The sequence below is a fragment of the Staphylococcus sp. GW823-FHT05F06 genome, assembly GCF_058795495.1.
The window spans coordinates 1-15,514 of the sequence record NZ_JBXAHW010000011.1 but is presented as its reverse complement, the minus strand read 5'-3'; the positions used below and the strand labels follow the sequence as shown (position 1 = coordinate 15,514).

Below are 15,514 nucleotides of genomic sequence, written 5' to 3'. Positions count from 1 at the left end.
GATATCGAGATGGTGCATATGTGTGTATTTAAAAGTTTAAATTTAAGTACATATTTTATTGTTATTTATATAGTTGTAAAAAGAAATTAATAATAGGTTAATATTCATTGTGTAAAATTGGTGTTGTTCTCATAAATTGTTAAATCATTCAACTAAAAGAGAGGAGTTTATTGATGAAAGCTTGGATTCAAAGAATTTTAGAAATTATCCCACGCGAAATTATTAATCTTTTCATTTAAGTCACAGTTATAAATGATATAAAAAAGATAGAGGTGCTTTAAACATGAAAAATAAAAAGAATTCATATAGCATTCGAAAGTTAAGTGTAGGTGCGTCTTCAATCATTGTTGCATCGATGTTATTTATTGGCGGAGGCTCAGTACATGCTGCTGAATCCAATCACCTTGAAAATCAAGAACAATCAGAAGTAAGTGCATCACATTCTATTGAGATGCAACACAAAAATCAAGAAACTCAACAAACTGAGAATAAAGATAATAAAACTAACCATTCAGAAACAATTGATAAGACTCCAACTATACATAACAATGGCTACTCATATCATGAGACACCTAGTACTGACGTTAAATCTAATGAAGACAAACAAATTGATAGTCAATCCAATCAACCTCAGACATCTATGCCAAATAATGATCAACAAAACCCTAAAAAAGTAGCGGAACATACAACGAAAAGTATAAATGCAAAAAAAGAAGAAACTAGAAAGAATGAAAATGCAAAGAGCCTAGTACAACCCCAACAAGATGATAAAACAACATCTGAACAAACAAAAATGAAAGAATCACGTGAACAGGAGATTACAAACGAGCAAAAGCAGTTACAAAGTAAAGATGTAAAAAATGCTCAACAAGAAAATCAAAATATAGACCAAGAAAAATCTCAAGAAAAAATTAAAGTCCAACAATCGAACATCGAAAAGGCTCAAAAATCTTCAAGAATAGATGGAAAATTAGATAATCAATACAATAAAGATGCAACGCAATCGGATGAGGGGACTGCATCTGAGAACGTTTCAGAACAGCATATAACAGCAAAAGATGGAGGTGTTACACGAAATAATCGTGGAGATAAACATTTAAATCAAGAAAAGCCAACAACATCATCAGATAAAGAACTTAAAGTGGATGACATAGACAAAGATCTTTCCACAAAAGAATCTCCTGAAAATGAAAAAGATGATTCTAGAAAAGGGATTAAAGCACTCACTAAAAACTCTCAGGCAACAACAAGAAATACTGCGACAACAGAGGCATCCAAAGAATTGAAGGATCAAACAAATAAAGTAGCATCACAAAAAGAATATAAAAATCATGATCCTATTATTCTTGTACACGGCTTTAATGGTTATGCATCAGGAACTGGTCCCGTTACAGGAAAAGGTAACTATTGGGGTGGTAACCGTCTCAAAATTATTCAAGATTATAGAGCTAAAGGTTATAACGTGATGGAAGCAAGTGTAAGTGCATTTGGCAGTAATTATGATAGAGCTGTAGAATTGTACTATTACATTAAAGGTGGACGTGTAGACTATGGTGCGGCACATGCGGCAAAATATGGACACGAGCGTTACGGAAAAACATACGCCGGCGCTTATAAGGATTGGAAGCCTGGTCAAAAAATTCATCTCATTGGGCATAGTATGGGTGGTCAAACAATTCGTTATCTTGAAGAGTTATTACGACATGGTAGTCCAGAAGAGGTAGAATACCAGAAACAACATGGTGGTGACATTTCTCCGTTATATAAAGGTGGACAAGATAATATGATATCGTCTATTACTACTATTGCCACACCACATAATGGCACCCATGCTGCAGATTTATTAGGTAATGAAGAAATTATTAGACAAGTAGCATATGACTATGCAAGGTCAAAAGGTAATAAATTATCTCATGTTGATGTTGGTTTAAGTCAATGGGGACTTAAACAAAGAGAAGACGAAACATTAGCTCAATATATTCAACGTGTGAAACAAAGTAAATTATGGACAACAAAAGATAATGGATTTTATGATTTAACTACTGAGGGTACAGATATCTTAAATCAAAAAACATCCTTAAACCCCAATATTGTTTACAAAACATATCAGGGTGAATCTACAAGACCAGGTCCAAATGGTACTCAAAAAGCAGATGTCAATATGAACATAGGCTATACATTAACTGCAAATACGATTGGTAAAGTAAAAGACAAAGCGTGGAGAGAAAACGATGGACTAGTGTCTGTCATCTCTGGGCAATATCCATTGAACCAAGCGCATACGTCTGCGACAGATCAAGTTCAAAAAGGAGTATGGCAAGTGACACCAGTTAAACATAATTGGGACCATGGTGACTTCGTTGGTACAGATACATCAGAAGTTCGTATCTCTAAAGAAGAATTAGAAGATTTCTGGGACAACATGTTTGAAGATATGGTACGTAATGAAAAAGTGACAGATAAACAATAATTAAATAAAGAAAAATCAAAGGCACCTTATCCGGTCGATAGAAATTGTGAGCGGATAGGGTGTTTTATATATGTATTACTAGAATCAATGATTATATTTAAATTGCTATGATTAGTGAAGTTATTGATATAGATAATTTAAGCAATATGATGATATTTATTAATACTTGATTTGAATATCAAATCAAGTATTAATAAGTAAATGTTAATAAAATTATGTTGAAACGCTTTCATAAAGGCATTATAATTAGTCTAGCTGTAGAAAAAGGAATGATACGAATGAAAGCAAATAAGTATTTAATCTTTATTTTGGGAGCACTTGGTGGCTTATTATATGGTTATGATAATGGTGTGATTTCCGGTGCTTTATTATTTATACATAAAGACATACCTCTCAATAGTACAACTGAGGGTATCGTTGTGTCTTCAATGTTAATTGGCGCAATAGTCGGTGCGGGAAGCAGTGGGCCACTTGCTGATAAATTAGGTCGTCGACGTCTAGTAATGCTCATCGCTATTGTATTTATTATTGGGGCACTGATTCTTGCTGCATCAACCAATTTAGCATTATTAATTATTGGACGTTTAATTATTGGTTTAGCAGTGGGTGGTTCGATGTCTACGGTACCTGTTTATTTAAGTGAAATGGCACCGACAGAATATCGTGGCTCACTAGGTTCACTTAATCAACTAATGATTACAATTGGTATTTTAGCAGCATATTTAGTCAACTATGCATTTGCGGATATTGAGGGTTGGCGTTGGATGCTAGGATTAGCAGTTGTTCCATCGGTTATTTTACTTGTGGGTATTTATTTTATGCCTGAGAGTCCAAGATGGTTACTTGAAAATAGAAACGAAGAAGCCGCTCGTCAAGTGATGAAGATTACTTATGACGATAGCGAAATTGATAAAGAACTTAAAGAGATGAAAGAAATTAACGCTATCTCTGAATCTACATGGACAGTCATTAAATCACCATGGTTAGGTAGAATATTAATTGTAGGTTGTATATTTGCTATTTTCCAGCAATTTATTGGTATCAATGCAGTCATTTTCTATTCATCTTCAATCTTTGCTAAGGCTGGACTGGGTGAAGCGGCGTCTATATTAGGTTCAGTTGGTATAGGAACTATTAATGTTCTTGTAACAATAGTTGCCATTTTTGTAGTAGATAAGATTGATCGTAAAAAACTACTTGTTGGTGGTAATATTGGTATGATTGCCTCATTATTAATTATGGCAATCTTAATTTGGACAATTGGAATTGCTTCATCAGCGTGGATTATTATTGTTTGTTTATCATTATTTATTGTATTCTTTGGGATTTCTTGGGGACCTGTTCTATGGGTTATGCTACCTGAATTATTCCCGATGCGCGCACGTGGCGCTGCTACGGGCATTTCAGCGCTTGTGCTAAATATCGGAACGCTTATCGTGTCATTGTTCTTCCCAATATTAAGTGATGCATTAAGTACAGAATGGGTATTTTTAATCTTTGCATTCATAGGTGTTTTAGCGATGATTTTCGTAATTAAATTCTTACCAGAAACACGCGGACGTAGTTTAGAAGAAATAGAATATGAATTACGTGAACGTACAGGAGCAAGAACTGAATAATTACAATGTGAAGTACTTCAAATTTTCAATGTATAGTTGAAAATTTGGAGTATTTTTTAGTTCAAATATTTTTGTAGGAATGTCAACGTTTAGTACACTTGATAATAGGCACAAGAATAATAGTAATGATATATGAACGTTGGAGGTTGAAAATATGAAAAGTGCCCAAGCACTTGAACAGACTTTAACATCGTTAGACGGTCAAAAGTACGGTGCGTATAAGCAAATAAAAGACCTATACGAATTTAATTTATTTAAACTACGTATTGACCATATCCAAGCTGATCCATTTGCGCCACCATCTAAGATGAGTGTTGTTATAGATCGCCAACAAGCAAAATTTCCTGATTCTTTATTAAATTCTGAACTGAAACAACGGGCTGTGAGTGATTACTTAACGCGCGTGTTTCATAAGCAGATTCAATCAATAGTAGCCCAAGATAAAAAAGTAAGTAAAATTCAAATTGATAGTTGTGGCCAAGAAATCTTAGAGCGTACCGCAGTAGTAATTAAGAATCGTCAAATTGAGGCACGTATTGAAGTTGGATTACCAGCACGAGGACGTACCATATTAGGTAGAATAGCAAGACATACACTTATTAATGTATTACCTCAAATAGTAGAACATGCCTTATGTTATCGCAACATTAATGTTTCACAATTGGAACAACAAGTTGAATTAATGATAGATCAAGAGGAGATTAGACAACAGTTAGTAAAACGTGACCTTGTTGCATTTGTAGCAAATGGTGCTATTTTACCAAGAAAAAGTGGTGTTTCAGATCTCCCTATGAATAACGCTATTGAATTTAAAAGTCCTAAACAATATGAGATTGTAATGAAACTATCGAGTGGCAAAGTTATTAAGGGTATGGGTATTCCTAAAGGCATTACACTAATAGTTGGAGGCGGTTATCATGGTAAATCAACATTACTTGAAGCGTTAGAACGAGGTGTATATAATCATATTGCTGGTGATGGTAGAGAATATGTGATCACAAATCAAGATGCAATGAAAATTCGTGCTGAAGACGGAAGAAGTATTCAAAATGTTAATATCCAGCCATTTATTGATCATTTGCCAGGTGAAAGAGATACTACACATTTTTCAACTGAAAATGCGAGTGGTAGTACGTCTCAAGCTGCAAATGTCATGGAAGCTTTAGAATCACAAGCATCATTGTTACTCATTGATGAAGATACATCTGCAACGAATTTCATGATTCGTGATGGTCGTATGCAACGTTTAATTGCTCCCGAAAAAGAGCCGATTACCCCCTTTTCTAATAAGGTAAAAGCATTATATGACGACCATAACGTGTCGACTATTCTAATCGTTGGAGGTTCGGGAGATTATTTTGACGTGGCAGATCAAGTATTGATGATGGATGAATATGTGTTGAAAGATGTTACGCAACATGCTAAAGACATTGCGCAGTCAGACGGTTATCAAAGAAGGCTTTCTTCTCACTATCAGTTCGGTCACATTCCATCAAGAATTCCGTTGAGAGCGAGTTTTAATCAAAAAGGGAAACGTGATCGCTTTAAAGCTAAAGGATTGAATGTAGTAACGTATGGTAAGGAAACTATTCATATTTCTGGCTTAGAACAACTTGTCGATGACAGTCAAACACAAGGTTTAGCGATGATGTTAAGTTATGTAAAAAATGAATTGCTAGATGACAAAAGTACGATTGTAGAATTGACCAATAGTTTGTATCAACGGATTGAGAAACACGGATTAGATGTTATATCAAATCATCAGGGGCATCCTGGTCATTTAGCGCTACCTAGAAAGCAGGAGTTTATTGCGACACTTAATCGATATCGTAGATTAAAAATAAAGCAAAGGGAATAAATATATGCCCATTTTAAATATTTATTATAAAAGTATTTCAGAGTTTGCGTCGATGTATTGAACTTTGAGACTAAAAGTAAAGGGGAGTATGAAGATGAAGTCTTCAGTTCGATTGTTGAATCACATCATAAAGATAATGAACTTACAACAATCATTAATTATAAGAGATGAACAGTGGAATCAATCTTATGAGGCATACAATTTTAATATTAATGGCTACGTATTTAAAAGTAGGTTAGCTAAGAAAACAACAAAGAAAAAAGGATATTTTTTATCGCTTTGGGAAAAAGATAAAACAAAGAAAAATCGAGCATTTGACTATGAGTCATTTCCTGGGAAATTAATTGTACACGTGATGGATGATTCTCAAGTAGGTCAGTTTATTTTTCCAAAACATGTACTTTTTCATAAAGGTATTTTAAGAAATCATGCATCTAAAGGGAAAATGGCTTTTCGAGTGTATCCTACATGGGAGAAAGATTTAAATCGTGTCGCTCACAAGACACAAGAGTGGCAAAAACAATACTTTATAGATATGTCTCAAACAATTGATGTACCAAGTATTAAACGTGCTTATTTTAATGAAGATTGATTATAAAATCAAAAGCTGTACACAAACAGATATGTGTAAATATTGCTGTTTTATTAGTAAATTTGATTACATAACTGTCAATGAGTTGGAATGAGTCTCATTTTTTAATCATTTATATTGAGGGAGGGTTAATGGTGTCTTCGGAGTATAAAAAAGGAATATTTTTAGCTTTAGGTGCTTATATTTTATGGGGGATTTTACCCATATATTGGCGTTTAATTGATGAAATAGGCGCTTTTGAAATTTTGGCATTCCGTATTATTTTTTCAGTGATATTTATGATTTTTGTGCTCATTATAGGAAAAAATCAACGGAACGCTTTTTTTAGAGATGTTAATCAGTTGGTATCGCATCCCGTGCAACTTATTGCCATCATAGTTGCAGGGTATGTTATTACAGTGAATTGGGGGACATTTATTTGGGCAGTATCTAATGGTCACGTGCTACAATCTAGCTTAGGTTACTACATTAACCCACTAGTGAGTATCGTCTTGGCGCTTATATTTTTAAAAGAGAGATTTAATAAATTCGAATGGTTAGCCATCATCTTTGCACTAGTAGGCGTACTTTATATGACAATAAAAATCGGTGAATTTCCATTTATTTCACTTCTATTAGCATTTTCTTTTGGTATATATGGTTTATTAAAAAAGATTGTGCATATCGATGCGATAAGTAGCATCACTATTGAATGTATTGTTACTGCACCAGCCGGTTTAATCTATGTTATTTACCTATGGCAGCAACAACACATAACATTTGGATTAAATATATCATCATTTTGGCTACTATTTTCAGGTGCAATTACAGCAATACCATTGATTCTGTTCTCAGCAGGTGCTAAGCGAATTCCATTATCGTTAACTGGCTTCATTCAGTATGTAGGGCCGACAATCATGTTTATCTTAGGTATCTTTGTCTTTAAAGAGCCATTTAACACTGATCAATTGATTACCTTTATTTTTATATGGATAGGTATTGTGTTATATAGTATTTCTCAATATGTTCAAATTAAGAAAAACCCAGTTGTAAAATAGTAAAATAAATATACCTTCACTTTATTTGATGTACATTCTCTAAATTAGATATTGATTCTAACTATTGATGTGTACATTAACGTTTAAATAGAGTGAAGGTATATTTTTTATTTTGTATATCGACTGAATAGTAGTTGATTTGTAAAATATAAAGTTGGGTTAATCGTGTCTTTAATATCATTGACTTCTTTAAGCCACAACTGTAAATCATTGTAGTAGTCGGAACTCATAGACAAATCATTTGTAAAACATTTAGCTGTTGCTTCAATTGTATCTTTGTTTAATTGGTTAGAGATATCAGTTTGAGTATACGTTGAGTAAATTTCAATTGCACTTTCTAAATGATGATTGATGTAATGAATGGCCTTTTGAATGACTTTCAGAAACTTTTTAAGTTTGACCTCACTCGTATTTAATACTTCAGGTGTAGTAATGAAAATGAGTTGACAAAAATCGGGTACATTATAATTTTTAAGTGGAAAATAATCTACATTAAGTCCTTGATTTCTAGCTTCAAGAATTTCAAAATTTTCGAAAATGAGTGTAGCAGCATCAGCTTTATCAGTTAAAAGTGCATCAGTATGATAAAAGCTATGATTAACTGGTGTGATGTCACCCTCTTTATATGTGCCACCATCAGCTTCAATCATCGTTTTAGCCATGGCAATACCACCTGGACCGGGAGCGCCAGGATATTGAAGCCGTTTACCGATTAAATCTTTGGGGCGAGCGATATTTTTATCTTTGTTATACATAATACCTCCGTTAGTGTGAAGATATCTCGCAAACCCGATGACGTTTTGTTCTTTAGCTCTATCTTGAACCAGATGAATAGGTTCAGTAATCGCGATATCCATTGAACCATTTTCAATCTCGTCTAGTGCGTCAAAGTGTTCCTTTGATTCAATCATCTCAATTTCTAATGATTCTTCTTTAAACCAACCTTTTTCGATACCTAAGATTAACGGCATATGATCAGGATTTAAAAACCATTCTAAACCTACTGTTAATTTGTCCATAAAAAATTCCTCCATCCATTTAATTATTGCGTAAAAAAGTGAATGAAGAAACAGTTATCAATATTGCTCACTTTCCTACGCCGGTGCTAACCAACAGGTTCAAGGGTTGAAAGTAGACTTTCTCTCAGCAAATTGAATTGCACCCCTAGTGATACTAGTTAATCTATGTACAGAATAACATAGTTGAATTGAATAAAAAGCAAAATGAATATAGTAAATATTAATCTTGGGAGTATGATGCAAAAAAATAAGCTAACGTTTCAAACGTTAGCTTACAATATATTTGATGAACTGAAGTTTAATTAAAATTCTAACTTTACATCATACCTATGAGTTTCATCCATAGTGAACCTACACCAATCCAAATAATAAAATAGACTATACCAAGTACAATATTCATAGTCCACCAGCGCTTTTGTGTAACATAGCCAGCTGCGTATAATATGGGCGCTGGTCCACTACTATAGTGTGTTGTTGATGCCAGTAAGTTACCAAAGAACCCTAACATTAATGCACTGAATAATGGCGGTGCACCCGAAGCGACTGCAACACCGAGTAACGCGGCGTACATGGCGCTGACATGTGCTGTTGCACTTGCGAATAAATAATGTGAGTAGAAATAAAACAAGATGAGTAAAACTAAAACGATAGGCCAACTAAAGCCATTTAAACCTTGAGCAATGAGTTTGCTTAACCATGGGATAAAGCCTAACTTGTTTAATTGTTCTGCCATTAATACAAGAACTGAGAACCAAACGAGTGTATTCCATGCGCCTGTTTCATTTAAAATATCTGACCACGCTAATACACCTGTTAATAGTAACAATGCTAAAGCAATAAATGCAGTGAGCGTGGCATCAACATTAATGAAGCTTCCTAATACCCACAAAGCCAATGCTATGATAAAGATACCAACCATCAATTTTTCGGCTATAGACATATGTCCCATTTCTTCTAGTTGTTCAGTAGCCCATTTTTTAGCGTTAGGCGTTTCTTTAACAGTTGGTGGGTATAATTTATAAATAATGAAAGGGACAACGATGAGAGAAATCAATCCGGGTATAATAGCAGCAACAAACCAATTCATCCATGTAATTTGAACGTGTGCCGTTTTTTCAGCTAAACTTTGCGCTATAGGGTTACCGGCCATAGCTGTTAAAAACATAGCTGAAGTAATTAAATTACCTTGGAACTCAGTAAAGATTAAAAACGCACCCATTTTTCTCTCAGAACCATCTCTCGGCGATGAACCAAATGACTCTGACAAGGACTTAATGATTGGAAACATAATACCACCAGCACGTGCTGTATTACTTGGCGTAGCAGGAGCTAAGATAAGATCAACACCAACAAGTGAATAAGCCAAACCAAGCGTTTTCTTTCCAAATAATTTAACGAATTGCAGAGCAATACGTCGACCTAGCCCTGTTTTTACAAATCCTCTTGAAATGAAAAAGGCCATTGCAATAAGCCAAATACTACTATTACCGAAGCCTTGAACGGCAGTTTTTGTATCAACAATTCCAACCAAAATCATGATTGTAAAACCAATGATTGATACTGCACCTATAGTCATAGGTTGGGTAATACAAGCAATGATGGTTGACACAAAAATAGCAAACATAAACCAAGCTTGATCATTTAAGGCATCTGGTTTAATAGGCGTCAATGCCCAGATAATTAAACCAACGACAATAGGTAGAATAAACTTACGATATTTAACAGTACTTCCCACGACACCATCTTCCTTTACCTAAATCTTTTTTACATTTTAATCATAGTCTTATCACACGCTGATGTACAGGTCTTTTTATAATCGTACAACGTTCAAACATCATTACTTTTTTAAATCAGTTTAAGAGTTAGATAAACAGTAATTTATAAAGTTTATAAAGTATTAATAATTAACAACATACAATTGTTTGAAAACTCAAAATACTTGAAGTAGAATGGAATCGAAGGAATAAGAAAGCGCTTACAAATGTAAAATTTCTTATTCCTCATGCAAATGAAATTGGGATGGCACAACGTACTATTGGTGAAAGGAGGCATTTATTATATGAGTAAATCATATGACTTAATCGTAATAGGAGCTGGACCTGGTGGCTATGTAGCTGCAATACGTGGTGCGCAACTTGGTAAAAATGTTGCAGTCATTGAAAAAAATAATGCTGGAGGCACGTGCTTAAATGTAGGTTGCATCCCCTCTAAAACGTTGTTAGAACACGGCGAGAAAGCACACAGCATACGAGTTGCAAACGATTGGGGAATCACAACGAAAGACTTAAAAATTGATTTTACTCAATTTGTCCAACGAAAAAAGAAAGTTGTACAAACACTTACGGGTGGCGTGAAGCAGTTGTTAAAGAAAAATAAAGTTACTTATATTGAAGGGGAAGCACGAATTTCTAAAAACTTAAAAGTGGACGTTAACAATGAAACGTATCAAGCGAAAGATATAATTTTAGCAACTGGCAGTCAGCCGTTCATTCCACCAATTGATGGGTTAGATCAAGTCAATTATGAAACAACCGATACATTTTTCGATTTAGAGAAGCTACCAAAACAGTTAGCGGTTATCGGTGGGGGTGTGATTGCAACAGAACTCGCATCCTCAATGGCTGATCTTGGGGTTAGAGTTACGATAATAGAAGTTGCAGATGACATTTTATTAACTGAAATCAACGAAACTAGAGAAATGTTAAAAGCACATTTAGATAATCAAGGTATTAAGATACTGACGAAAGCAAAGATAAAACAAGTAAAGGAATCGAAAATAATATTAGATGGGCAAGATGATGTTAGCTTTGATACCCTTCTTGTTGCAACAGGTAGACAACCGAATACGCAAGTTGCAAAAGATTTAAATTTGGAAATGGATGGTAAATTCTTTAAAGTCAATGAACATTATGAAACGAGTCAAAAACATGTCTATGCTATAGGAGATTTAATTAAAGGATATCAACTTGCACATGCAGCAAGTGCGCATGGCATTCATGTTGTCGAAACAATAATGAACAAACAGCCGTCACTTGTGCGTCAAGAAGATATTACGCGTTGTATATACACAAGACTTGAAGCAGCATCAGTTGGGTTATCAGAAGAGCAAGCTAAAGAGGCTGGTTATGATGTGAAAGTGACTCAATCAGCATTTCAAGGGAATGCAAAGGCGTTAATCAAAGGAGAAAATGAAGGATTTATTAAACTTGTCGTTGATAAAAAGTATGGAGAGGTTCTTGGTGCTTTTATTGTAGGACCACATGCTACAGATATAATTGGAGAACTTTTAAGTGTCAAAGCATCAGAGGGTACGATTCATGAACTTTCTCAAATTATTCAACCACACCCGGCTTTATTAGAAGCAATAGGTGAGAGTGCAGATGCATTTTTTGATTCTGCAATTCATATGTAGTTTTAAACTTTATGACCTATGAAAGATAGGAGGAATTGACAATGAAAATGGAAAAAGAACAAGCACATTGGATTTATAAAACGATGAACGAAATTCGATTTTTTGAAGAAAAGGTACACAAAATTTTTAGTGATGGTAGAATTCCAGGATTCGTACACTTATATGTAGGTGAAGAAGCTGTTGCAACAGGTGTTATGTCTCAATTAAATGATGATGACTATATTACAAGTACACACCGTGGTCATGGTCATGCGATTGCAAAAGGATGCGATTTAAATGGTATGATGGCAGAAATTATGGGTAAACGTGACGGATTAGGTCACGGTAAAGGTGGCTCAATGCATGTTGCAGAAATTGACAAAGGAATGCTCGGTGCGAATGGTATTGTCAGTGGTGGTTTTGGGTTAGCAATTGGTGCAAGTATTTCTATCATTAATCAAGGTAAAGATAATGTTGCGGTATGTTTCTTTGGTGATGGTGCTGCAAATGAAGGTAATTTCCATGAAGGTCTTAATTTTGCTTCAATTTTAGATTTACCTGTTCTTTTTATATGTGAAAATAACCAATTTGCTGAAGGAACAACACATGACTACGCAAGTGCTTCTGAAACAATTGCAGAGCGTGCTGCGGCTTATAATATGCCGGGTGTACGTGTTGATGGCATGGATGTTATGGAAGTATATAAAGCAACACAAGAGGCTGTAGAACGCGCTAAAAAAGGTGAAGGACCAACGTTAATTGAATGTGATACGTATCGTAAATATGGACATTTTGAAGGTGATGAGCAAAAAGTAAAATCACCAGATGATCGTAACGCAGATAAAAATGCGACAGTAGAATTTAGAAAAAGAGCAATTGAAGAAAATTGGCTCACTGAAAAAGAAGCAGATGAAATAGAAAAAGCAGCTGAACAAGCTGTAGAAGATGCTGTGAAATTTGCTGAAGAAAGCGAATTACCAGATGAGGATTCATTATACAAGGATGTTTTTGCTTAAATCAGAAGATTGGAATATTTATTAAAAGATATAAGAACAAATGACCTAACCACATAAGGAGGTTTTTACGATGAGTGAAGAACGCAAGTTAACATTTATGGGGGCTATTAATGAAGCTATTGACCAATCTATGGAAAAAGATGAGGATGTCATTTTAATTGGTACTGATGTCTCAGGTGGTGCAAAAGTAGACCACATCAAAGATGACGATACATTCGGTGGTGTATTTGGTGTAACAAAAGGACTTGCAAAAAAATATAGTCGTAAACGTGTAATCGATACACCAATTGCTGAACACATTACATTGAGCACGGCAGTAGGAGCTGCTGCGACAGGGCTACGTCCAATTGCTGAACTCATGTTCAACGACTTTATTGGATTTGGTTTAGATCCAATTTTAAATCAAGGGGCAAAAATGAGATATATGTTTGGTGGAAAAGCCAAAATCCCACTAGTTGTACGTACTGTTCATGGAGCAGGGGCAAGCGCTGCTGCACAGCACTCTCAGTCTTTATATAATATGTTTGCAGCAATTCCAGGAGTTAAAGTTGTTGTTCCATCTAATCCATATGATGCGAAGGGTCTACTGATGTCAGCTATTCAAGAGGACAATCTTGTTGTCTTTTCAGAAGATAAAACATTATTAGGACAAAAAGGTAATGTTCCTGAAGAACCTTATACTATAGAAATTGGTAAAGCCAATGTGACGCGTGAAGGTGACGATTTAACAATTGTGGCTATTGGAAAAATGGTAGCTGTAGCGGAAGAAACTGCTGAAAAACTTGCAGAAGACCAAGTATCAGTTGAGGTCATCGATTTACGCTCAGTGTCACCATGGGATCAAGAAACAGTTTTAGATTCTGTGAAGAAAACGGGTCGCCTAATTGTTATTGACGAATCTAATCCACAGTGTAACATTGCTGGAGACGTTGCTTCAGTGATTGGAGATGTAGGATTTGATTACTTAGATGGTCCAATTAAGAAAGTGACCGCACCAGACACTCCTGTACCATTTGCAGCGAACTTAGAGGCGGCATATATGCCGAATGCTGATAAGGTATTAGACATTGCATCTGAATTAATTGATGATTTAAAAAAGGCTAACGCATAGGAGGTGTATCACAATGAGTGAAAATATTATTATGCCAAAGCTTGGAATGACAATGAAAGAGGGAACTGTTGAAGAGTGGTTTAAATCAGAGGGTGACACCGTAAAACAAGGAGAGAGTATTGTTACAATAAGCTCTGAAAAATTAACCAACGATGTTGAAGCGCCGGCGAGTGGGACATTGTTAGAAATTAAAGTGCAAGCCGGAGAAGATGCAGAGGTTAAAGCCGTATTAGGTATAATTGGAGAAGAAGGGGAAGCTATTGATAAAGATGAAGATGATTTAGCATCAGAAAAAGTAAAAGAAGACAACGAGCATGAGAAGGAAACGCAAGAAGTTAAAGATACATCACAACAGTCTTCCGATAATAAAGATAATTCGCCTAAAAGCGCAGCACGAGAAAGAATCTTTATCTCACCCCTCGCACGTAATATGGCTGAGGATAAAGGATTAGACATTAACAAGATAAAAGGCACAGGCGGTAATCATCGTATTACAAAACTAGATATTCAACGTGTTGAAGCAAATGGGTACGACTATGCTAGTGATACGACATCTAATGAAGATACAAGTCATGTTCCAACACAGACTGTGGATACAAGTGCGATTGGTGAAGGATTGAATCCTATGCGTCAACGTATTGCTCAAAACATGAGACAAAGTCTTAATAGTACTGCTCAATTAACATTACATCGTAAGGTTGATGCGGATCGCTTGCTAGATTTCAAAGACAGATTAGCTACGGAACTTAAACAAGCAGATCAAGATGTTAAATTAACTGTTACTACATTATTAGCTAAAGCAGTAGTGCTTGCACTTAAAGAATATGGGGCAATGAATGCTCGCTATGAACAAGGCGAGTTAACTGAGTATGAAGATGTTCATTTAGGAATCGCAACGTCTCTAGATGAAGGCCTTATGGTGCCAGTGATTAATCATGCAGATACAAAAAGTATCGGCACTTTAGCCCATGAAATTAAATCATCGGCTGAGGCTGTTCGGGAAGGAAACACAGGAGCAGTACAATTAGAGGGAGCAACATTTACAATTACTAATATGGGTGCTAGTGGTATAGAATACTTTACACCAATTTTAAATTTAGGTGAAACAGGTATTCTAGGCGTTGGTGCTTTAACTAAAGAAGTCGTGCTAGAAGCGGATAACATTAAACAAGTTTCAAAAATTCCTTTAAGCTTGACATTTGATCATCAAATTTTAGATGGTGCAGGTGCGGCTGATTTTCTTAAAGTACTAGCTAAATATATCGAAAACCCTTATTTATTAATGTTATAGGTAGTGACAATGAATGAGGCTGGGACATAATTCCCTAGCAAAATAGCCAGTAAATGAGTTTTCATAAATTCATTTACTGGCTTCTTTATTTACAATACTTCGTATTGTTG

At 35.1% G+C, this 15,514-nt stretch carries 11 protein-coding genes and 1 riboswitch; of the genes, 9 read left to right on the top strand and 2 right to left on the bottom strand.

The annotated features are described in order from the left end of the window. The first annotated feature begins 283 nt into the window (after positions 1 to 283). The 5 genes from lip (at position 284) to rarD (ending at position 7,576) form a co-directional block, all read left to right on the top strand. Positions 284 to 2,470, top strand: a complete 2,187-nt coding sequence (gene lip / locus AC1Q7N_RS08180; RefSeq protein ID WP_001832578.1) for a YSIRK-targeted triacylglycerol lipase — start codon at positions 284 to 286, stop codon at positions 2,468 to 2,470. A gap of 278 nt (positions 2,471 to 2,748) precedes the next feature. Continuing rightward, positions 2,749 to 4,089 (top strand): glucose transporter GlcP, encoded by a 1,341-nt coding sequence (gene glcP, locus AC1Q7N_RS08175; protein ID WP_001830529.1) that lies wholly within the window; start codon positions 2,749 to 2,751, stop codon positions 4,087 to 4,089. Positions 4,090 to 4,243: 154 nt separating this feature from the next. Continuing rightward, positions 4,244 to 5,947, top strand: a complete 1,704-nt coding sequence (locus AC1Q7N_RS08170; RefSeq protein WP_002470532.1) for an ABC-ATPase domain-containing protein — start codon at positions 4,244 to 4,246, stop codon at positions 5,945 to 5,947. Between the two features lie 94 nt (positions 5,948 to 6,041). Beyond that, entirely contained in the window at positions 6,042 to 6,539 is a 498-nt protein-coding gene (locus tag AC1Q7N_RS08165; RefSeq protein WP_001830560.1) for a MepB family protein, read from the top strand. 134 nt (positions 6,540 to 6,673) lie between these two features. Next, positions 6,674 to 7,576: an EamA family transporter RarD gene (gene rarD / locus AC1Q7N_RS08160; RefSeq protein ID WP_002458084.1), complete on the top strand. Its 903-nt coding sequence runs from the start codon at positions 6,674 to 6,676 to the stop codon at positions 7,574 to 7,576. A gap of 107 nt (positions 7,577 to 7,683) precedes the next feature. Here the strand turns inward: rarD and AC1Q7N_RS08155 are convergent, their stop codons facing one another. Beyond that, on the bottom strand, positions 7,684 to 8,595 hold the full coding sequence (locus tag AC1Q7N_RS08155) for an ABC transporter substrate-binding protein (RefSeq protein WP_145376481.1): 912 nt from the start codon (positions 8,593 to 8,595) through the stop codon (positions 7,684 to 7,686). 55 nt (positions 8,596 to 8,650) lie between these two features. After that, positions 8,651 to 8,752, bottom strand: a riboswitch (TPP riboswitch). 159 nt (positions 8,753 to 8,911) lie between these two features. Further along, on the bottom strand, positions 8,912 to 10,330 hold the full coding sequence (locus AC1Q7N_RS08150; protein WP_002470546.1) for an anion permease: 1,419 nt from the start codon (positions 10,328 to 10,330) through the stop codon (positions 8,912 to 8,914). A gap of 324 nt (positions 10,331 to 10,654) precedes the next feature. On the opposite strand from AC1Q7N_RS08150, the gene lpdA reads away from it, so the two are divergent. From lpdA to AC1Q7N_RS08130, 4 genes are all read left to right on the top strand, one after another. Then, positions 10,655 to 12,007, top strand: coding sequence for a dihydrolipoyl dehydrogenase (gene lpdA / locus AC1Q7N_RS08145; protein WP_002469274.1), 1,353 nt, complete (start codon positions 10,655 to 10,657; stop codon positions 12,005 to 12,007). A 41-nt stretch (positions 12,008 to 12,048) separates the two neighbouring features. Further along, on the top strand, positions 12,049 to 13,002 hold the full coding sequence (locus tag AC1Q7N_RS08140; protein ID WP_002469257.1) for a thiamine pyrophosphate-dependent dehydrogenase E1 component subunit alpha: 954 nt from the start codon (positions 12,049 to 12,051) through the stop codon (positions 13,000 to 13,002). Between the two features lie 70 nt (positions 13,003 to 13,072). After that, positions 13,073 to 14,113, top strand: a complete 1,041-nt coding sequence (locus tag AC1Q7N_RS08135) for an alpha-ketoacid dehydrogenase subunit beta (RefSeq protein ID WP_001830482.1) — start codon at positions 13,073 to 13,075, stop codon at positions 14,111 to 14,113. A gap of 13 nt (positions 14,114 to 14,126) precedes the next feature. Then, positions 14,127 to 15,404, top strand: a complete 1,278-nt coding sequence (locus tag AC1Q7N_RS08130; RefSeq protein ID WP_001830479.1) for a dihydrolipoamide acetyltransferase family protein — start codon at positions 14,127 to 14,129, stop codon at positions 15,402 to 15,404. Positions 15,405 to 15,514 lie beyond the last annotated feature (110 nt).

Coding starts and splice junctions, on each gene's coding strand:
- lip (WP_001832578.1), top strand. CDS start 284: ATGAAAAATAAAAAGAATTCATATAGCATTCGAAAGTTAAGTGTAGGT.
- glcP (WP_001830529.1), top strand. CDS start 2,749: ATGAAAGCAAATAAGTATTTAATCTTTATTTTGGGAGCACTTGGTGGC.
- AC1Q7N_RS08170 (WP_002470532.1), top strand. CDS start 4,244: ATGAAAAGTGCCCAAGCACTTGAACAGACTTTAACATCGTTAGACGGT.
- AC1Q7N_RS08165 (WP_001830560.1), top strand. CDS start 6,042: ATGAAGTCTTCAGTTCGATTGTTGAATCACATCATAAAGATAATGAAC.
- AC1Q7N_RS08155 (WP_145376481.1), bottom strand. CDS start 8,595: ATGGACAAATTAACAGTAGGTTTAGAATGGTTTTTAAATCCTGATCAT.
- lpdA (WP_002469274.1), top strand. CDS start 10,655: ATGAGTAAATCATATGACTTAATCGTAATAGGAGCTGGACCTGGTGGC.
- AC1Q7N_RS08140 (WP_002469257.1), top strand. CDS start 12,049: ATGAAAATGGAAAAAGAACAAGCACATTGGATTTATAAAACGATGAAC.
- AC1Q7N_RS08135 (WP_001830482.1), top strand. CDS start 13,073: ATGAGTGAAGAACGCAAGTTAACATTTATGGGGGCTATTAATGAAGCT.
- AC1Q7N_RS08130 (WP_001830479.1), top strand. CDS start 14,127: ATGAGTGAAAATATTATTATGCCAAAGCTTGGAATGACAATGAAAGAG.